The following is an 18,356-nucleotide window of genomic DNA, read 5'->3' on the forward strand; positions in this document are numbered from 1 at the left end:
GCCTGCTCACCAGCCCCTCCACCAGCGATGATGACGCAGCGCGAGGTGTTCCACCCGGGAGCGCACACCGCGTGCGGGCCCGGCGCACTAGGGTCCGCGTGCGGCGACGGCGAGAGGGGTGCGGGCAGCGTGCTGGTGACGGGCTACGACGACCGGACGGGCCAGGGCTACGTCGTGCGGACCGGCACCGACCTCGTCCACGACGGCGAGCCCGGCACGCGGGAGGTCACCCACGCGGGCGTCACCGTGCTGCTGACCGACGGGCTCGCCCTGCTGCTCGACGACGCGCTCGCCCACCGCCCCGTGACCCGGCTCGGCTGGGCGGGCCCCGAGGTGCCGCTGACCCTCGACGACCACACCTTGCTGGCCTGGCTGAACGAGGCCGTCGGCGGCGTCGTCACCGTGGCCGGGGACCCCGGGCCGGACCCGCGCACCGCATGACGGACACACTCCCCCTGACGGGCGAGCGGACCGTCCCCGGCATCCCGGAGGAGAACTACTGGTTCCGCCGCCACGAGGCGGTCTACGCCGCGCTCGCGCCGCGGTACACCGGGCGGACGGTGCTCGAGGCCGGGTGCGGGGAGGGGTACGGGGCGGACCTGCTGACCGCCGCGGGCGCCACCGTGCTCGGCCTGGACTACGACGAGACGACCGCCGCGCACGTCGCGCGCCGCTACCCCCGCGTGGGGGTCGCCCGGGCGAACCTGGTCGCGCTGCCGGTGCGGACGGCGGGTGTGGACGCGGTGGTGTCGCTGCAGGTCATCGAGCACCTCTGGGACCAGGAGGGTTTCCTGCGCGAGTGCCGCAGGGTGCTGCGCCCCGGCGGGGAGCTGGCCGTGTCCACCCCGAACCGGCTCACCTTCTCCCCCGGCCGCGACACCCCGCTCAACCCGTTCCACACCCGCGAGCTCGCCCCGACCGAGCTCGCGGAGCTGGTGCGCGACAGCGGGTTCACCGACGTCGAGGTGCGGGGCCTGCACCACGGCCCCCGGCTGCGCGCCCTCGACGCCCGCCACGGCGGTTCCCTCGTGGACGCCCAGGTCGCGGTGGCGCTCGCCGGCGGCACCTGGCCCGCCGACCTGCTGGCCGATGTCGCGACCGTCGGCACGGACGACTTCGCCCTCACCCCCGACGCGCTCGCCTCGAGCCTCGACCTGCTCGTCCTGGCCCGCGCATGAGGGGCACGTTCTGCCTGGTCCTGCACAGCCACCTGCCCTGGGTCGCGCACCACGGCCGCTGGCCCGTCGGCGAGGAGTGGCTCTACCAGGCGTGGGCCCAGTCCTACCTGCCCCTGGCCGCGACGCTGCGGGAGCTGGCCGTGGAGGGCCGCGACGAGCTGCTCACCCTCGGCGTCACCCCGGTCCTCGCCGACCAGCTGGACGACCCGCACTGCCTCTCCGGCGCGCACGCCTGGCTGGCCGGCTGGCGGCTGCGCGCGCAGGAGGCCGCGCCGCGGCTGCCGGACCTGGCGCGCGACGAGCACCGGCGGGCGACCGCGGCGCTCGCCGAGTTCGAGACCCACTGGCGCCACGGCGCCTCCCCGGTCCTGCGCGCCCTGCCCGTCGAGCTGCTGGGCGGGCCGGCCACGCACGCCTTCGGCCCGCTGCTCGACCCCCGCGTGCGGCGGTTCGGGCTGGCCGTGGGGCTCACCGACGCCCGGCTCCGCCGCGGCGCCCGCCCGGCCGGGATCTGGGCCCCCGAGTGCGGCTACCGACCCGGGATGGCGGGCGAGTACGCGGCCGCGGGCGTGACCCACCTGCTGGTCGACGGCCCGGCCCTGCGCGGGGAGACGGCGTTCGCGCGGCCGGTCGAGGAGGCGGGCCACCCGGTCGGCCCCGTCGTCGTGGGCCGGGACCTCGACGTCACCTACCGGGTCTGGTCACCCCGCAAGGGCTACCCCGGCCACCGCGACTACCGGGACTTCCACACCTACGACCACGACTCCGGGCTCAAGCCGGCCCGGGTCACCGGGTCGGACGTCCCGCCGCACGAGAAGGCGCCCTACGACCCCGACCGGGCCGCCGCCCGGGTCGCGCTCGACGCGGCGGACTTCGTGGCGCGCGTCGGGCAGCGGCTGGACGAGCTGCGCGCACGCCACGGCCGCCCCGCGCTGAGCGTCGCCGCCTTCGACACCGAGCTGTTCGGGCACTGGTGGCACGAGGGGCCCGCCTGGCTCGCCGCGGTGCTGCGGGCGCTGCCGGAGGCGGGCGTCCGGGTCACCACGCTGCGTGGCGCGCTCGCCGACCCCGACCTGGTGGGCGAGCCCGTGGCGTTGCCGGAGTCCTCGTGGGGAGCGGGCAAGGACTGGCACGTCTGGGAGGTCCCGGACCTCGTGGCGCTGCACGACGAGGTGCAGGAGCGCCTGCTCACGACCGTCGACAAGCGCCGCTCCCCCGTCCGCGACCCGCTGCTCGACGCGCTCGCCGCCCAGGCCCTCCTCGCGCTGTCCAGCGACTGGGCGTTCATGGTCACCACGGGGTCCACCGTGGACTACGCGCGGCACCGGGCCCGGCTGCACGCCGACCGCGTCCGCGCCCTCGCGGACCTGCTCGACGACGACCGGCGCGGCGCGGCGGAGTCGCTCGTCGCGACCTGGGAGCAGGCCCCCTTCGGCCACCTCGACGCCCGCGGGCTCTGAGGGTCTAGGAGGCGTCCGCGCGCACCTGCGGCTGCTCCGGGAGATCGACCGCCTCGTCTCGCAGCGACTCGAACCCGGGGTCCAGGTAGGTGGAGTACGAGGTGTCGAAGGTGTAGCCGCCCTGCTCGTAGCCGCCGGTCAGCCCCACGATCGCGCCGTCGGGGCGCAGCCACGGCCCGCCGCTCGTCCCGTCCTCCAGCCCGGGAGCGGGCAGCTCCAGCTGGGTCGGCGAGTACTGCTCGGTGACGCCGGAGCGCACGGTGGGCGCGTCGTCCTCCATCGGGTACCCGACGGCGTCCACCTGGTCGCCCGCGCCCGGGTCGAAGGTCACCGGGAAGCCGCCGGTGACGTTCTGCACCGGGCCGTCGACGGTGAGGAACGCGACGTCGTAGTCCGGATCGGCGTCCGCGATGAAGTGCGGGTCGACGGCCGCGCTGCGCACCGTCCACACCCCGTACGGTTCCTGCCCGTCGTGGTAGCCGGGGACGAAGGCCATCCCGGTCGCGGCGGGTGTCCCGTCCCCGGACGCGACGCAGTGCGCCGCCGTGAGCAGCAGGTCACCGGCGGGGCTGTCCACGACCGACGCGCTGCAGTAGTGGTCGCCGAGATCCTCGGCGGAGCCGTCGAAGAGGGCTCCGACGGCGGTCTGCGCGGTCGCGGCCGGACGCGGCTGGGGCAGCGGGGCCCCCGCCTCGGTGGCGGCGCACCCGGCCAGCAGGACCAGCAACCCCACGGCGGCCGTCAGCCGCCGCGCCCCCCGCAGAGTCCCCCGCACAGCCACCCTCCGCCCACGCCGAACGGCGATCCCGCACGATCGTCTCTCCGTGAAACGAGGGTACCGGCGAACGGTCACCCCGACTTTGCCAGGATGCCCCGGATGCGCGTGCTGCTGGTCTCATGGGAGTACCCGCCCGTCGTGGTCGGCGGGCTGGGTCGGCACGTGCACGCGCTCGCCCGCGAGCTCACGGCCGCCGGGCACGAGGTCGTCGTGCTCTGTCGGCAGCCGACCGGCTCCGACGCGACCACCCACCCCACCGTCGACGAGACGGTCGACGGGGTGCGCGTCCTGCGCGCCGCGGAGGACCCGATCCACCTCGAGTTCGCCCGGGACCTCGTCGCCTGGACCCTCGCGATGGGCCACACCCTCGTCCGCACCGCGCTGACCCGGCTCGGCAGCTGGCGCCCGGACGTCGTGCACGCCCACGACTGGCTCGTCGCGCACCCCGCGACGACCCTCGCGGACGTCCTCGGCGCGCCGCTGGTCGCCACGATCCACGCCACCGAGGCGGGCAGGCACTCCGGCTGGCTGCCCGGGCCGCTGAACCGGGCCGTCCACAGTGTCGAGTGGACGCTCGTGCACCGTGCGGACGCGGTGATCACCTGCTCGCGGGCGATGCGCGGCGAGGTCGCGCAGCTGTTCGACGCCGACCCGCCCGGGGGCGTGCACGTGGTGCACAACGGGATCGACACCCGCGGCTGGCGGGTCCGCCGGGACCGGGCCGCGGCCGTCCGGGCCCGGTACGCCCCCGGTGCCGGGCCGATGCTCGCGTTCGTGGGGCGGCTGGAGTACGAGAAGGGCGTCCAGGACCTGCTGGCGGCGATGCCGCGGATCCGCCGCGCGCACCCGGGCACCCGGCTGCTGGTCGCGGGAACCGGGACGCAGCAGGGGTTCCTCGCCGAGGAGGTGCGGCGGCTGCGGCTGCGGCGCGCCGTGACCTTCACCGGACACCTCCCCGACCGCGACCTGTCCGCGCTGCTCGTCGCCGCGGACGCCGTCGTGCTGCCCAGCCGCTACGAGCCGTTCGGGATCGTCGCCCTCGAGGCCGCGGCGGCCGGGGCGACGCTCGTGGCCTCGTCCGCGGGCGGGCTCGGCGAGCTCGTGGTGGAGGGCGAGACCGGCTGGTCGTTCCCGCCCGGGGACGTCCCCGCCCTGGCCGCGGCCGTCGACCGCGCCCTGAGCGCCCCCGTGGCGTCGGCCGCGCACGCGAGACGGGCCCGCGCGCGCCTGCGCACCGACTTCACCTGGGCCGGCATCGCGGCCGAGACGGCCCGGGTCTACGCGGCCGCGCCCCGCCGCGGACCGGCCGACCTCCCCCGTCCCAAGATCGCCACCGGCGACCTCCTCGCCGAGCTGAGCCTCAGGGCGATTCCGGGGGCGCCGGAATCGCCCTGAGGGTCATCTCGACAGGCGTTCCTGCACCGCGGCGTGCTGCTTGCGGGCCATGTCGGCGACCGCGGCGCGCTCGGCGGCGGCGGCCTCGTAGTCCGCCATGCGGTCCCGCACCACGCGGGCGGGCGCCCCGACGGCGATCGCGTGGTCCGGGACGTCCCCGCGGACCACGGCGTGGGCGCCGAGCACACAGCCGCGGCCGACCCGCGAGCCGCGCAGCACCGACACCTTGACCCCGACCCAGGTGTCCGGGCCGATCCGCACCGGCGCCTTCACGATCCCCTGGTCCTTGATCGGCAGGTGCACGTCCGCGGTGCGGTGGTCGAAGTCGGTGACGTACACCCAGTCCGCGAGCAGCGTCGCCGCACCCACCTCGACGTCGAGATAGCAGTTCAGGGTGTTGTGCCTGCCCATGACGACCTTGTCCCCGATGCGCATCGAGCCCTCGTGGCAGCGCAGCGAGTTGCCGTCGCCGATGTGCACCCACCGGCCGATCTCGAGGCGCCCGTAGCCGGGGCGGGCCTCGATCTCGACGCCGCGCCCGAGGAACACCATGCCCTTGAGCACGACGTGCGGGTGGCGCAGCCGCAGCATCGCGAGCCGCCAGTACCGCAGCAGGTACCAGGGCGTCCACGCCCGGTGCCGGACCACCCAGCGCAGCGAGTCCAGCGTGAGGAACCGGGCCTGCTCCGGGTCGCGGCGGGTCATCGGTCGACCGTAATCGCGCCCGCCCGCCCACCCCCATCCCACCCCGTGAGTGGCGATAGTCGCTCTGGCGACTATCGCCACTCACGGGGGAGGGTGGTCGCGGGCGGTGAGCGGGCGTAGGGCCGAAACGGTGATTCGCGGGCGGGCCACTCGCGGAGGCCACCGCGTCTGGGCATGATCCACTCTTCGGTGGGGGTGGACGTGTGGTCGTGATCGTCGTCGGGGAGGGGGACCTCCCCGAGCTGCCCCCGGACCTGGCGCCCGCGCGGGCCACCGCGCCCGCCGAGGCGGTGTCGACCGCGCGGACCGGGCCCGCGGACGTCGTGGTCGTGGACCTCGACGCCGGGGTGGCGGCGACCGTCGCCGTCGGGGCCCTGGCCGCGGAGCTGCCGCAGGTGCCCGTCGTGGCCGTGGCGTCCGATGCGGACCAGGTGCTCGACGTCGTGCGGGCCGGCGCGACCGGCTTCGTCCTGCGGACCGATCCCGCCCTCCCGCGGATCGTGCGCACCGCGGCGGCGGGGGGCACCGCGTTCGGCGACGGGCTCGCCGCCCTCGTGCTCGACGCCGCCGCCCACACCCCCGCGGGCCCCGTCCCACACCTGACGGGGCGGGAGTCGGAGGTGCTGCGTCTCGTGGTCGAGGGCCTCACGGCCCGCCAGATCGCGACCCGGCTCGTGCTCTCGCCGCGCACGGTGGAGAACCACGTCCAACGGGTGCTGCGGAAGGTCGACGTCCCCGGCCGCGCGGCCCTGGTCCGGTACGCGATCGAGAACGGGCTGGCCTAGTGTCCCGTCGCTACTCCGCCAGACCCTGCTCGATGGCGTAGCGGACGAGCTGCGAGCGGTTGTGCAGCTGGAGCTTGCGCAGCGTGTTCTGCACGTGGCTCTCGACGGTCCGGTGCGACACCACGAGCCGCTCCCCGATCTGGCGGGCCGTGAGCCCCTTCGCGACCAGCCGCAGCACCTCGGTCTCGCGGTCGGTCAGCGCCGGGACCGCGGGCTCGCCCGCCGGGCTCTGGGCCAGGCGCCGGTACTCGCCGAGCACCAGGCCCGCCAGCCCGGGGGTGAACACCGGGACGCCCTCGGCGGTCCGCTGCACCGCGTCGACCAGCTCCTCGACGCTCGCGGACTTGACCAGGTAGCCGGTGGCGCCCGCCTTGAGGGCCTCGAGGACGTCCGCGTGCTCGCCGCTCGCGGACAGCACCAGGATCCGGGTCTCGGGCAGCTTCGCGACGATCCCGGTGATCGCCTCCACCCCGGAGGTCTCGCCGAGGTTCAGGTCCATCAGCACGACCTGTGGGCGGACGGCGGGCGCGATCCGCACCGCGGCGCCCGCGTCGGCCGCGGTGGCCACCACGTCCAGGCCGCGTTCGCCCAGGTCGCGGGCGACGCCCTCGCGCCAGATGGGGTGGTCGTCGACGACCATCACCGTCACGGTCATGTCACGCCCCCCGGCACTCGGATGATCCACTCTGTCCCGCGGCCCGGCCCGGTGTCCAGCTCCACGCTCCCGCCCACGTCCGCGACCCGGCCGAGGATCGACCGGGAGACCCCGATCCGACCTTGCGCCTCGGCCTCGGCGAGGCGGCCCGGCGGGATGCCGGGCCCGTCGTCCCGCACGCTGATCTCGACGCCCGCGGCGTCGTCGAGCGTCTCGACGAGCACCCACGCGGGCGCGTCCGGGCCGACGTGGCGCTCGACGTTGACCAGGGCGGCCCGCACCACGGCATCGAGCTCGGCGACGGTGCCCGCGGGCAGCTCGACGCTGTGCGCGGGCGCCGACACCGTGACCCGCGGTGACGCCAGGGCGCGCAGGGTCGCGGCGAGGTCCCGGTGGCCGGACGCGTCGACCTGGGCGTCCCCGCTGGTCAGCAACGTGCGCAGGGCGACCTCCTGCTCCCCCGCGAGCACCCCGAGCTCGGCGGCGCCACCGCCGAGCTCCGCGCCACGGCGCTTGACGTGGGCGAGGACCTGCAGGACGCCGTCGTGCACCGCCCGGGCCAGCCGCTCCCGCTCGGCGGTCGCGGCCTCCTCCGCGGCCGCGCGCCGCAGCCGGGTCGCCGCGCTGTCGAGCACCAGGGACGCGAACCCGACGGTCAGCCCCGCCAGCACGAGGATCTGGATGTCGCTGAGCTCGGTCAGCGTGACCCGCGACTTGCCGAGCACGAGCGCCGCCGAGATTAGCGCGGCGGACGCCAGCCCGCCCGGGACCCGGAAGGCGATCGCGCAGCTCAGCACCGCGCCCGACGTCCAGATGGAGCCCATGCCCGGGGTGGACGCGTCGAGCTGGGCGTCGGTGACGATCAGCGGGGTGGTGAGCATGATCGCGGCGGAGACCAGCGGGTCGGCGAGGGCGAACGGCCTGCGCACCTCGCCGTGGGTGAGGAAGACCCGGGCGAGCACCGCGGTCCAGCCCACCATCACGGCCAGCACCAGCCCCGCGCCGATCGGCGAGGCGTACTCGCGGAAGTGGAAGGCGGACACGCCGATCACCGTGAGCAGGGTGAGCACGCGGTACACCACGGCGCCGCACCACAGCGGCTCGAGCGGATGGTCCACGTCGGTCAGTGTGCCCGGTGCGGGCTCCCGCCGGCTCCCGACGGTGCGGGCGAACTCACCGGGGCGGGGGCGTCAGCGCGGCTTCACCCCGGTGATCAGGGCGTTGTAGAAGAACCGCCGCGGGACGACCCGGCCGAGGACGGCATCGAGCGCGGAGAGGCGCTGCCAGGAGTGGTAGGCGAACATCGCCCAGTTCCAGCCGAGCCTGCCGGGCGGGACGGCGGCCTCGAACGTCCGCACCGGCCACCCCAGCATGGCCGCGGTGAGCTCCTCGGTGCTCGCCCGCACCTCCCGGGCGCCCGCCCGCGTCGCCATCGCCTCCAGGTCGGCGGGGTCGAACGTGTGGATGTCCACGACCGACTCCAGCGCGGCGGCCCGGCTGGACTCGTCCAGCTCGGCCTGCGGCCTGCGCCATCCCTGCAGCGGCGGCAGCTTCGTGATCGTGGTCGCCGCCTTCCAGGTGAGCTGGGAGAGCGTGCGGGCGTAGCGGTCGCCGATCGTCGTCGGCTCGCCCGCGAACACGAACCGCCCGCCCGGCCGCAGCACCCGCAGCACCTCCCGGAACGCCTGCTCGACGTCCGGGATGTGGTGCAGCACCGCATGTCCGACGACGAGATCGAAGGACTCGTCCGGGTAGGCGATGGTCTCGGCGTCGGACACCTTGCCGTCGACCGGCAGGCCGAGGTGCTCGGCGTTGCGCAGCGCGGCGGCGACCATGCCCGGGGAGAGGTCGGTGACCGAACCCCGCGTCGCCACCCCGGCCTGCATGAGGTTGAGCAGGAAGAACCCGGTGCCGCAGCCGAGCTCCAACGCGTGCTGGTAGGGCCGCCCGTCCCACGGCGCCGCGATCCGGAACCGGCCCGCGGCGTAGTCGATGCAGCGCTCGTCGTAGCTGATCGACCACTTCTCGTCGTAGGTCCCGGCCTCCCAGTCGTGGTAGAGCACGTTGGCCAGCTTGGGGTCCTTCCACGCGGCCTCGACCTGCTCGGCGGTGGCGTGCGGGGTGGGCACCTGGTCCGTACTCATGAGTACGGACCCTAGTCAGCCGTGCAGCGCCGCCCGCAGGGTGGCGACGGCCTGGGCGATGGCGCTCGTCGCCGCGCCGCTCTCGCGCAGCGTGTTCAGCATCATGAAGTCGTGCACCATGCCGAGGTAGCGGGTCGCGGTCACCGGGACGCCCGCCGCGCGCAGCTTGTCGGCGTAGGACTCGCCCTCGTCGCGGAGCACGTCCGCCTCGTCGGTGATCACCAGGGCCGGGGGGAGCCCGGCGAGCTGCTCGACGGTCGCGCGCAGCGGTGAAGCGGTGATCTGCGCGCGGTCGGCCTCGTCGGTCGTGTACTGGTCCCAGAACCACTTCATGCCCTCGCGGTGCAGGAAGTAGCCGGTGGCGAAGCGCTGGTAGGACTCGGTGTCGAAGCTCGCGTCGGTGACCGGGTAGAACAGCAGCTGGGCGGTGAACGAGACGTCCCCGCGCTCCTTGGCCAGCAGCGTCAGCGCGGCGCTCATGTTGCCGCCGACCGAGTCGCCCGCGACCGCGAGCCGGGTGCCGTCGAGGCCGTGGGCCGCGCCGTCGGTGCCGATCCACTGCGCGGCCCGGTAGCCCTGCTCGATGGCGACGGGGTAGCGGGCCTCGGGCGAGGGCGTGTACTCGACGAACACCACCGCGACGTCCGCGCCCACGGCGAGCTCGCGCACGAGCCGGTCGTGGGTGTGGGCGTTGCCGAACACCCAGCCGCCGCCGTGCATGTAGAGGACGACCGGCAGCGCCCCGGCGGCACCCCGGGGCTTCACGATCCGGAGGGAGAAGTCCCCGAGCGGGACCCACTCCTCGTCGACCGCGGGCTTGGCGATCTCGCCGGACTGCACCTCGTCGACGACCTTGCGGCCCTCGGTGGGCTCGAGCTGGTAGAGGAACGGCGGCGTGGCCGTCGCCTCGACGAAGGCCTGCGCCGCAGGCTCCAGGACCGGGCGGTCGATCTGCTCGCTCATCGTGCTCTCCGTTCTGCGTCGGACTGGCTGACGAGAAGAAACATAGCCCTCGATTAACTTGTGCACAAGTTACTGTGACGCGTGCTATCGTCGGGGCGTGGAACCGACGGAGTCGCTGCTGCTCGACGACCAGCTCTGCTTCGCGATCTACGCCGCGTCCCGTGCGGTGACCGCGGCGTACCGCCCGCTGCTGGACGAGCTGGGCCTGACCTACCCCCAGTACCTGGTGATGCTCCTGCTCTGGGAGCGCGAGAGCCTCTCGGTCAAGGAGGTCGCCGCCGCCCTGCACCTGGACTACGGCACCGTCACGCCGCTGCTCAAGCGGCTCCAGGGGATGGGTCTGGTCGCCCGGCGCAGGCGCACGGACGACGAGCGCGGCGTCGACGCCGTCCTCACCGACGAGGGGCGGGCGTTGCGGGAGCGCGCCCACGGCGTGCCCGTCGGGATGGCCGAGGCGTTCGGGCTCACGGACGCGCAGCGAGCCGACCTGCGGGACCGGCTGCACGCCCTGGTCCGGTCGATGGACGCCTACGCGGGCGCCCGCTGAGCCGTTCTCGGCGGCACCGGGACCCGCATCAGGTCCTCGGCGACCACCAGCTCCCCGTCGAAGACCTCGCGGGCCTCGCGGACGAACGCCGACGGGTCGGTGTAGCGCTGGGAGAAGTGGGTGAGGACCAGGGTCCGCACCCCGCACTCCCGCGCGACGGTGGCGGCCTCGCGCGCGGTGAGGTGGCCGTAGGCGTGGGCGAGATCGGCCTCGCCGTGCAGGAAGGTCGACTCGACGACCAGCATGTCCGCCCGGTCCGCGAGCGCGAACACGCCCTCGCACAGCCGGGTGTCCATCACGAACGCGAACACCTGGCCCGGCCGGGGCGCGCTGACCCGGGCCAGGTCGACGCCGTCGAGCGAGCCGCGGGCCTGGATCTCCCGGACCCGCGGCCCGGTGATGCCGTGTCGGGCCAGCTCGTCCGGCAGCATGCGGATGCCGTCGGGTTCGGTCAGCCGGTAGCCGAAGGCCTCGACGGGGTGCTCGAGCCGCGCGACCGACAGCCCGGGCGCGACGGGCCCGTCGGCGGCGTGCGGATGCTCCACGATGTCCCCGCGCTCCAGGTAGGAGCTCGCGTACCGCAGCCTGCGGAAGTACTCGTGCCCCGACGCCGGGAAGTGCGCGTGCACGGGGTGGGCGACCTGGTCGAGGGAGATGCGCTGCAGCACCCCGGGCACCCCGAGGCAGTGGTCGCCGTGCAGGTGGGTGAGGCAGAGCCGGGTGATCGCGCTCGCCGGGATGCCCGCGAGCAGCATCTGCCGCTGGCTGCCCTCGCCGGGGTCGAACAGGTAGCCCTCGGCGTCCCAACGCAGGAAGTACCCGTTGTGGTGCCGGGTCCGGGTCGGCGCCTGCGAGGCCGTCCCGAGCACTGTCAGCTCACGCATCGCGATCGGAGCGCCTCCGGCGCTCGTGCGTGGTAAGTGGTGCTCTGGCACCACTTACCACGCACGGGGGTCAGCGGCCGGTGAACTCGGCCTTGCCGGGGCCGTTCTCGACGAAGGACTTCATGCCCGCGGCCGCGTCGTCCGAGGCGAAGACGCCGGCGAACAGCTCGGACTCCAGGTCCAGGCCGTTGCGCAGGTCCATCTCCAGGCCGCCGTCGATCGCCTTCTTCGCGGCGGCGTAGGCGAGCGCGGGGCCCTTCGTGAACTGCGCGACGTACTCGACCGAGCGGGAGTAGACCTCGTCCGCCGGGACGACCTCGTCGACCAGCCCGATCTCGAGCGCCTCCTGGGCGGTGACCATGCGGCCGGTGTAGATCAGATCCTTGGCCCGGGCGGGCCCGACCAGCCGCGCGAGCCGCTGCGTGCCGCCGCCACCGGGGAAGATGCCGAGCAGGATCTCCGGGAAGCCGAGCTTGGCGTTGTCCCCCGCGATCCGGCGGTCGGCACCGAGCGCGACCTCGAGCCCGCCGCCGAGCGCGTAGCCGGTGACCGCGGCGACCGTGGGCTTCGGGATGAGCGACAGCGCGCCGAGACCCGCCGAGAGCCGCCGCGCGACCGGCGCCATGTCCGAGTAGGACATGCTCGCCATCTCCTTGACGTCCGCGCCCGCCGCGAGGGTCTTCTCGCCGCCGTAGACGATCACGGCGCGGACGTCCGCGCGCTGCGCGGCCTCCTCCGCGACCTGCAGCAGCTCGCCCTGGACCTGGCGGTTCAGCGCGTTCATGGGCGGGCGCTCCAACCGGATCGTGCCCACACCGTTGTCGACCTCGAGCCTCACGAATTCCGTCACGCGCCGACCCTAACCCGCCTCACCGCAGCCATGCGCTGTAGCGCTTGCGCCGCTTCTGCACGGCCAGCGGGACCCCGAACGTCTCGGTCAGGTTCTCGTCGGTGAGGACGTCGTCCAGCAGGCCCGCGGCCACGACCCGGCCCTCGCGCAGCAGCAGGCCGTGCGAGTAGCCGGGCGGGATCTCCTCCACGTGGTGGGTGACCAGCACGGACGCCGGCGCCTCGGCGTCCAGCGCCAGGGTGGAGAGCCGGCCGACGAGGTCCTCGCGGCCGCCGAGGTCGAGGCCCGCGGCGGGCTCGTCGAGCAGCAGGAGCTCGGGGTCGGTCATCAGCGCGCGGGCGATCAGCACCCGCTTGCGCTCGCCCTCGGACAGCGTGCGGAACTCGCGGTCCGCGAAACCCGCCATGCCGAGCTGCGCCAGCAGGGCGCCCGCGCGGCCGGTGTCCATCGCGTCGTAGCGCTCCCGCCACCGGCCGAGCACGCCGTACCCGGCCGAGACCACGACGTCGGAGACGAGCTCGTCGCCGGGGATGCGGATGCCGAGGTTCGCCGAGGTCAGGCCGATGCGGGGGCGCAGCTCGAACAGCGCGACGCGCCCGATCCGCTCACCGAGGACGTGCACGGTGCCGCTCGTCGGGTGCATCTCGGCGGCGGCGAGGCGCAGCAGGGTGGTCTTGCCCGCGCCGTTGGGCCCGAGGACCACCCAGCGCTCGTCGAGCTCGACGGACCAGTCCACCTCGTCCAGCAGCACGGTCTTGCCGCGCCGCACCGTGACCCTGTCCAACTTGATCACAAGGTCAGTGAGATCGGGCGCGGTGGGGGCTCCGGGGGTGCTCACCCCCTTATCCTCGCCGATCGTGCCGGTCTTCCCGTTGGGTGCCCATGTCGACTCCTCCGGAGCGCGCTTCGCAGTCGCCTCCACCAGCGCGGACGCGGTCGAGGTCTGTCTGGTGGACGACGATCTGGTCGAGCGCCGCGTCGAGCTCACCGAGCGGACGTTCGGGGTGTGGCACGGACACGTCCCCGGGGTGCGGCCGGGCCAGCGCTACGGCTACCGCGTGCACGGGCGCTACGCCCCGTGGGAGGGCACCCGGACCAACCCGCACAAGATCCTCGTCGACCCGTACGCGACGCGGATCACCGGCCGGGTCACCGACCTGCGCGCCGCACGCGGCTGGGTGGACGACCCGATGACCGGGCCCGCGTCCACGATCGACTCCCTGGGCTCGGTGCCGCTGTCGGTGGTGGAGGCCGCGGCGAGCACCCCGCTGCCGCCGCGGCCGGACGTGCCCTGGTCGGAGACGGTGGTCTCCGAGCTGCACGTGAAGGGCTACACGATGCGACACCCCGAGGTCCCGGAGGAGCACCGCGGCACCTACCTGGGCCTCGCGCACCCGGCGGTGATCGAGCACCTGAGCCGCATCGGGGTCACCGCGGTCGAGCTGCTCCCGGTGTGCGCCAACGCCTCCGAGCCCTCGCTCGTCGAACGGGGGGCGAAGAACTACTGGGGCTACTCGACGCTGGGCTTCCTCGCCCCGCACGCGGACTACGCGTCGGTGCCCGGCGCCGAGACCGCCGAGTTCCGCACCATGGTCGACGCGCTGCACGCCGCCGGGATCGAGGTGATCCTCGACTTCGTCCCGAACCACACCTGCGAGGGCGGCGTCGGCGGGACCACGCTGTCCTACCGCGGGCTGGACGCGCGGGCCTACTACTCCCTCGGCGGCAACGGCCACGACGCCGACATCACCGGCACCGGCAACACCCTCGACGCCGGCTCCCCCACCGTCATCCGGCTGGTCTGCGACGCCATGCGGCACTGGGTGACCCGCTACGGCGTCGACGGCTTCCGGATCGACCTGGCCTCGGTGCTCGGCCGCCCGCGGTCCGGCGCGTTCGACCCGCACTCGTCGCTGCTCACGGCCATCGCGGTGGACCCCGTCCTCTCGACGACGAAGCTGATCGCCGAGCCGTGGGACGCCACCGGGGAGGGCTACCGGGTCGGCGGTTTCGGCGTCGCCTGGTCGGAGTGGAACGGCCGCTACCGCGATGCGGTGCGGGACTTCTTCCGCGGCCACGGGCACATCGCGGAGCTCGCCTCCCGGGTGACCGGGTCGTCGGACATCTACAAGCTCTCCGGGCGGCGGCCGTGGGCGTCGGTCAACTTCGTGACCGCGCACGACGGGTTCACCCTGCGCGATCTCGTCACCTACGAGCGCAAGCACAACGAGGCCAACGGCGAGCACAACCGGGACGGCACGGACGACAACCGCTCGCAGAACTTCGGCGTCGAGGGCGAGTCGACCTCCCCGGTGGTGCGGGCGCGGCGGCGGGCGGCGGCGCGGGCCATGCACGCGACCCTGCTGCTGTCGATCGGCACCCCGATGATCGTCGGCGGTGACGAGCGCTGGCGGACCCAGGGCGGCAACAACAACGCCTACTGCCTCGACGACGAGACGACGTGGGTCGACTGGGCCCCCGATGCGCTCGACCCCGGGGCCGCCGAGGCGATGACCGCCTTCACCGCGCGGCTCACCGCCATCCGCCGCTCCTCCCCCGACCTGCACCGGGACACGTTCCTCGCCGACACGGACGTGCGCTGGTGGAACCCGGGCGGGCGGGCGATGGAGCCCCACGACTGGCACGACGGCCACGCCCGGACCCTGGGCCTGCTCACCTTGGAGTGGCTCTTCCTGCTCAACGGCGACGGCGGGGCGCAACCCTGCGTCCTGCCCGGCTCGGCGGCGCTGGTCCCGGTGCTGGACAGCAGCCGCGAGGACGGGTGCCCGGTCACGGACCGCCCGCTCAAGGGCGGCAGCACCGTGACCCTGCCGCCCCACTCCCTGCTGCTGTTGCGCCGCCTGCCCGCGTCGTGATCCACGGTCGGGGAGCGAGACGGTCGGAAAACGACCGCTGCGCTCCCCACGTGTGGATCATGGAGGTCGACGACGGCGCGGCGTAGGCTCCCGCGCATGCCGCGCTACGAGTTCCGCTGCCGGGAGTGCGCCCGCGTCGGAGGGCACGCGACCTTCGAGGTCGACCGCCCGATGGCCGCGGCGGGCGACCCGGCCGCCTGCCCGCAGGGCCACAGCGACACCCGGAAGCTGCTCTCCACGATCTCGCTGGGCGGCCGCGCCGGAGCGGGCGCGCCCGCCATGGCACCCGCCGGCGGGGGCGGCGGGTGCTGCGGCGGAGGCTGCTGCGGCTGACCCCGTGAGCGGCGATGGTCGCCAGAGCGAGCATCGCCACTCACGGGGTCAGGCCAGCACGACCTTGCCCAGCTCGGCCTGCGAGGCCAGCAGCGGGTGGGTCGGCAGCACGCGGACCGTGTAGCCCGCGAGCCCGGCGTGCGGGAGCGGGACCACCGCCTCGAAGCGCTCGTCCCCGAGGTGCGTCATCGGCACCCGGACGGTGTCCTTCAGCTCGTCGGAGTCGTCCACCCGCCCGACGATCGCCTCGACCGTGACGTCCTCCGGGGTGAGGCCGTTCAGGTCGACGACCGCGCGCACGGTCATCGGTGCGCCGACGACCGGGGTGTCCGGCAGCCCGGAGGCGTCCACCCCCGCGACCTGCACCTTCGTCCACGCCGCGTTCAGCCGCGCCCGGTACGCGGCCACCGCGCGCGCCCCCGCGAACGCCGACTCCGTGACGACGCGCGCCGCCCGCGCGGCCGGGGCGTACCAGCCCTCGACGTACTCGCGCACCATCCGGGTCGCCTGGACCTCGGGGCGCAGCGTCTCCAGGGTGTGGCGCACCAGCCCCGTCCACTTCGCGGGGACGCCCTCGTCCCGCTCGTAGAAGGCGGGCGCGACCCGGGTGGCGAGCAGCTCGTAGAGCGCGTTCGCCTCGAGGTCGTCCCGCTTGTGCGGGTCGTCGATGCCGTCCGCGGTCGGGATGGCCCAGCCGTTGGCGCCGTCGTAGAGCTCGTCCCACCAGCCGTCCCGGATGGAGAGGTTGAGGCCGCCGTTGAGCGCGGACTTCATGCCCGAGGTGCCGCAGGCCTCCAGGGGGCGCAGCGGGTTGTTCAGCCAGACGTCGCAGCCCCAGTAGAGGTAGCGGGCCATCGACATGTCGTAGTCCGGCAGGAAGACGATGCGGTGCCGCACGGCCGGGTCGTCCGCGAACCGGACGATCTGCTGGATCAGGGCCTTGCCGCCGTCGTCCGCCGGGTGGGACTTGCCCGCGACGATCAGCTGGACGGGGCGGTGCGGGTCCAGCAGCAGGTCACGCAGCCGGTCGGGGTCCCGGAGCATCAGGGTGAGCCGCTTGTAGGTCGGGACGCGGCGGGCGAAGCCGACGGTCAGCACGTCCGGATCGAACACGTGATCGGTCCAGCTCAGCTCGGGCGTCGAGGCGCCGCGCTCGAGCCAGGCCGCCCGCACGCGGCGGCGGACCTCGTCGACCAGCCGGGCGCGCAGGGCGTTGCGCAGGCCCCACAGCTCGGCGTCCCCCGCGGTCACCGGACGGCCGGGCTCGCCGACCAGCGACGCCACGTCCGGGTTCTCCCAGGTGTGCCCGTGCACGCCGTTGGTCACCGAGCCGATCGGGACCTCGTCGGCGTCGAAGCCCGCCCAGAGCCCGCCGAACATGCCGCGCGAGACCTCGCCGTGCAGCTTGGAGACACCGTTGGCGCGCTGCGCCAGCCGCAGCCCCATGTGGGCCATGTTGAACATCGACGGGTCGTCCTCGGCGCCCATGGCCAGCAGGCGGTCCGTCGGGACGCCCGGGAGCAGCGCGTCGGTGAGGTAGCGGCGCACGAGATCCAGCGGGAAGCGGTCGATGCCCGCCGGGACGGGGGTGTGCGTGGTGAACACGGTGCCCGCGCGGACCGCGGCGAGGGCCTGGTCGAAGTCCAGCTCCTCCGACTGCAGCTCCCGGATGCGCTCCAGACCCAGGAACCCGGCGTGGCCCTCGTTGGTGTGGAAGACCTCCGGCACCGCGTGCCCGGTCGCCCGGCAGTACGCGCGCACGGCCCGCACGCCGCCGACGCCGATCAGGATCTCCTGCTTGATCCGGTGGTCCTGGTCGCCGCCGTAGAGCCGGTCGGTGACCGCGCGCAGGTCGGCGTCGTTGTCCTCGATGTCGGTGTCCAGCAGCAGCAGCGGCACCCGCCCGACGCCCGCCTGCCAGACCCGCGCGGCCAGCGTGCGGCCCTCGGGCATCGCCACCTCGACGAGCACCGGCGCGCCCGCGCCGTCCGTCAGCAGCTGCAGCGGGAGCCCCTGCGGGTCCAGGACCGGGTAGTGCTCGAGCTGCCAGCCGTCGAGGGAGAGCGACTGCCGGAAGTAGCCGGACTGATACAGCAGCCCGACGGCCACGAGCGGCACCCCGAGGTCGCTGGCCGCCTTCAGGTGGTCCCCGGCCAGCACGCCGAGCCCGCCGGAGTAGTTCGGCAGCACCTCCGAGACGCCGAACTCCATGGAGAAGTAGGCGATCGCCGCGGGCAGGTCCTGCTGCGCCTGGTACCAGCGGTCCTCGGTGAGGTAGCGCTCCAGGTCCGCGGCGAGGTCCCGCACCTGCGCGACGAGCTCGGCGTCCTCCGCGAGCTCGCGCAGCGTGCTCGACGGGATCTCGCCGAGCAGGCGCACCGGGTCCTCGCCGGACCGTTCCCACGCCGCCGGGTCCAGGGCGGCGAACAGCTCGCGGGTGGCCGGGTGCCAGCTCCACCGGAGGTTGGTGGCGAGGGTCTGCAGCGGGGCCAGCGGCTCCGGCAGCTGGGCTCGGACCGTGAATCGACGCAGGGCTCTCACCCGGCGGAGGCTAGCGGCTCCGCCGCTCGTGAGTGGTAAGTGGTGCCAGAGCACCACTTACCACTCACGGGCGGCGGAGCCGCGGGACCTCGATCGGGTGCTTTCCGGTCGGTGTCAGGACGGGTGAGGGCCGGCGCGGGTGGAGCAGCCGGTCGTCACGCTGTGCGACCGCGGGGAACCGGGTCGCCCGGCGGCTCGGTGGGCGGTCGCCACCGCGCGGTGAAGAGCACGTGAATCTGCGACACGGAGGGCCGTCCGGTCA

Annotated in this window: 18 protein-coding genes; 8 read left to right on the top strand and 10 right to left on the bottom strand. The window is 74.4% G+C overall.

What is annotated here, in order from left to right:
* Positions 1–129 precede the first annotated feature (129 nt).
* Genes L3X23_RS16210 through L3X23_RS16220 form a run of 3 tightly spaced genes read left to right on the top strand, consistent with a single transcriptional unit; the run spans position 130 to position 2,638 of the window.
* The gene (locus L3X23_RS16210; protein WP_093081780.1) at positions 130–441 is read left to right on the top strand and encodes a hypothetical protein; all 312 of its coding nucleotides are present in this window, start codon (positions 130–132) and stop codon (positions 439–441) included.
* Positions 438–1,178: a class I SAM-dependent methyltransferase gene (locus L3X23_RS16215; RefSeq protein ID WP_237192988.1), complete on the top strand. Its 741-nt coding sequence runs from the start codon at positions 438–440 to the stop codon at positions 1,176–1,178. The genes L3X23_RS16210 and L3X23_RS16215 overlap by 4 nt, the downstream gene beginning before the upstream one ends.
* Entirely contained in the window at positions 1,175–2,638 is a 1,464-nt protein-coding gene (locus L3X23_RS16220; protein WP_237192989.1) for a 1,4-alpha-glucan branching protein domain-containing protein, read from the top strand. Before L3X23_RS16215 ends, L3X23_RS16220 begins: the two co-directional genes overlap by 4 nt.
* Before the next feature lie 4 nt (positions 2,639–2,642).
* On the opposite strand, the gene L3X23_RS16225 is transcribed toward L3X23_RS16220, so the two are convergent.
* Positions 2,643–3,413 carry a serine protease gene (locus L3X23_RS16225; RefSeq protein ID WP_237192990.1) on the bottom strand — a complete coding sequence of 257 codons (771 nt, stop codon included), beginning with the start codon at positions 3,411–3,413 and terminating at the stop codon, positions 2,643–2,645.
* A 102-nt stretch (positions 3,414–3,515) separates the two neighbouring features.
* Between L3X23_RS16225 and L3X23_RS16230 the strand changes: the two genes are divergently transcribed.
* Positions 3,516–4,811, top strand: a complete 1,296-nt coding sequence (locus tag L3X23_RS16230) for a glycosyltransferase family 4 protein (RefSeq protein ID WP_237192991.1) — start codon at positions 3,516–3,518, stop codon at positions 4,809–4,811.
* Between the two features lie 3 nt (positions 4,812–4,814).
* On the opposite strand, the gene L3X23_RS16235 is transcribed toward L3X23_RS16230, so the two are convergent.
* Positions 4,815–5,516, bottom strand: coding sequence for an acyltransferase (locus L3X23_RS16235; RefSeq protein ID WP_237192992.1), 702 nt, complete (start codon positions 5,514–5,516; stop codon positions 4,815–4,817).
* A 209-nt stretch (positions 5,517–5,725) separates the two neighbouring features.
* Here L3X23_RS16235 and L3X23_RS36195 point away from each other — a divergent pair, with 209 nt between their 5' ends.
* On the top strand, positions 5,726–6,301 hold the full coding sequence (locus L3X23_RS36195) for a response regulator transcription factor (RefSeq protein ID WP_143030008.1): 576 nt from the start codon (positions 5,726–5,728) through the stop codon (positions 6,299–6,301).
* 10 nt (positions 6,302–6,311) lie between these two features.
* Here the strand turns inward: L3X23_RS36195 and L3X23_RS16245 are convergent, their stop codons facing one another.
* The 4 genes from L3X23_RS16245 to L3X23_RS16260 form a co-directional block, all read right to left on the bottom strand.
* The gene (locus tag L3X23_RS16245) at positions 6,312–6,956 is read right to left on the bottom strand and encodes a response regulator transcription factor (protein ID WP_237192993.1); all 645 of its coding nucleotides are present in this window, start codon (positions 6,954–6,956) and stop codon (positions 6,312–6,314) included.
* Positions 6,953–8,074: a MacS family sensor histidine kinase gene (macS, locus tag L3X23_RS16250; protein WP_237192994.1), complete on the bottom strand. Its 1,122-nt coding sequence runs from the start codon at positions 8,072–8,074 to the stop codon at positions 6,953–6,955. The genes L3X23_RS16245 and macS overlap by 4 nt, the downstream gene beginning before the upstream one ends.
* Before the next feature lie 72 nt (positions 8,075–8,146).
* Positions 8,147–9,100, bottom strand: coding sequence for a class I SAM-dependent methyltransferase (locus L3X23_RS16255; protein ID WP_237192995.1), 954 nt, complete (start codon positions 9,098–9,100; stop codon positions 8,147–8,149).
* Positions 9,101–9,115: 15 nt separating this feature from the next.
* The gene (locus L3X23_RS16260; RefSeq protein WP_237192996.1) at positions 9,116–10,063 is read right to left on the bottom strand and encodes an alpha/beta hydrolase; all 948 of its coding nucleotides are present in this window, start codon (positions 10,061–10,063) and stop codon (positions 9,116–9,118) included.
* 97 nt (positions 10,064–10,160) lie between these two features.
* Between L3X23_RS16260 and L3X23_RS16265 the strand changes: the two genes are divergently transcribed.
* Positions 10,161–10,610 carry a MarR family transcriptional regulator gene (locus L3X23_RS16265; protein ID WP_308116909.1) on the top strand — a complete coding sequence of 150 codons (450 nt, stop codon included), beginning with the start codon at positions 10,161–10,163 and terminating at the stop codon, positions 10,608–10,610.
* Here the strand turns inward: L3X23_RS16265 and L3X23_RS16270 are convergent.
* The 3 genes from L3X23_RS16270 to L3X23_RS16280 all read right to left on the bottom strand — a co-directional run bounded on the left by L3X23_RS16270 (position 10,592) and on the right by L3X23_RS16280 (position 13,182).
* Positions 10,592–11,500 (bottom strand): ribonuclease Z, encoded by a 909-nt coding sequence (locus L3X23_RS16270; RefSeq protein WP_093082598.1) that lies wholly within the window; start codon positions 11,498–11,500, stop codon positions 10,592–10,594. The two genes, L3X23_RS16265 and L3X23_RS16270, sit on opposite strands and share 19 nt — an antisense overlap.
* 64 nt (positions 11,501–11,564) lie before the next feature.
* Positions 11,565–12,344 (bottom strand): enoyl-CoA hydratase/isomerase family protein, encoded by a 780-nt coding sequence (locus L3X23_RS16275; RefSeq protein WP_093081833.1) that lies wholly within the window; start codon positions 12,342–12,344, stop codon positions 11,565–11,567.
* 19 nt (positions 12,345–12,363) lie between these two features.
* Positions 12,364–13,182: an ABC transporter ATP-binding protein gene (locus L3X23_RS16280; protein WP_237192998.1), complete on the bottom strand. Its 819-nt coding sequence runs from the start codon at positions 13,180–13,182 to the stop codon at positions 12,364–12,366.
* Between the two features lie 19 nt (positions 13,183–13,201).
* On the opposite strand from L3X23_RS16280, the gene glgX reads away from it, so the two are divergent.
* Positions 13,202–15,220, top strand: a complete 2,019-nt coding sequence (gene glgX, locus L3X23_RS16285; protein WP_237192999.1) for a glycogen debranching protein GlgX — start codon at positions 13,202–13,204, stop codon at positions 15,218–15,220.
* Positions 15,221–15,316: 96 nt separating this feature from the next.
* Positions 15,317–15,553, top strand: coding sequence for a zinc ribbon domain-containing protein (locus L3X23_RS16290; RefSeq protein ID WP_093081842.1), 237 nt, complete (start codon positions 15,317–15,319; stop codon positions 15,551–15,553).
* Between the two features lie 48 nt (positions 15,554–15,601).
* Here L3X23_RS16290 and glgP read toward each other — a convergent pair whose 3' ends face one another.
* Positions 15,602–18,094, bottom strand: a complete 2,493-nt coding sequence (gene glgP / locus L3X23_RS16295) for an alpha-glucan family phosphorylase (protein WP_237193000.1) — start codon at positions 18,092–18,094, stop codon at positions 15,602–15,604.
* Between the last annotated feature and the right edge of the window lie 262 nt (positions 18,095–18,356).

The organism is Pseudonocardia sp. WMMC193, from assembly GCF_021728735.1.
In the GTDB taxonomy this organism is placed as follows: domain Bacteria; phylum Actinomycetota; class Actinomycetes; order Mycobacteriales; family Pseudonocardiaceae; genus Pseudonocardia; species Pseudonocardia oroxyli.

What these genes read in the sequence shown, in the direction of transcription:
- L3X23_RS16255 (WP_237192995.1), bottom strand. Translation starts at nt 9,100, where the DNA reads ATGAGTACGGACCAGGTGCCCACCCCGCACGCCACCGCCGAGCAGGTC.
- L3X23_RS16235 (WP_237192992.1), bottom strand. Translation starts at nt 5,516, where the DNA reads ATGACCCGCCGCGACCCGGAGCAGGCCCGGTTCCTCACGCTGGACTCG.
- L3X23_RS16245 (WP_237192993.1), bottom strand. Translation starts at nt 6,956, where the DNA reads ATGACCGTGACGGTGATGGTCGTCGACGACCACCCCATCTGGCGCGAG.
- L3X23_RS16260 (WP_237192996.1), bottom strand. Translation starts at nt 10,063, where the DNA reads ATGAGCGAGCAGATCGACCGCCCGGTCCTGGAGCCTGCGGCGCAGGCC.
- L3X23_RS16220 (WP_237192989.1), top strand. Translation starts at nt 1,175, where the DNA reads ATGAGGGGCACGTTCTGCCTGGTCCTGCACAGCCACCTGCCCTGGGTC.
- L3X23_RS16215 (WP_237192988.1), top strand. Translation starts at nt 438, where the DNA reads ATGACGGACACACTCCCCCTGACGGGCGAGCGGACCGTCCCCGGCATC.
- L3X23_RS16230 (WP_237192991.1), top strand. Translation starts at nt 3,516, where the DNA reads ATGCGCGTGCTGCTGGTCTCATGGGAGTACCCGCCCGTCGTGGTCGGC.
- L3X23_RS16290 (WP_093081842.1), top strand. Translation starts at nt 15,317, where the DNA reads ATGCCGCGCTACGAGTTCCGCTGCCGGGAGTGCGCCCGCGTCGGAGGG.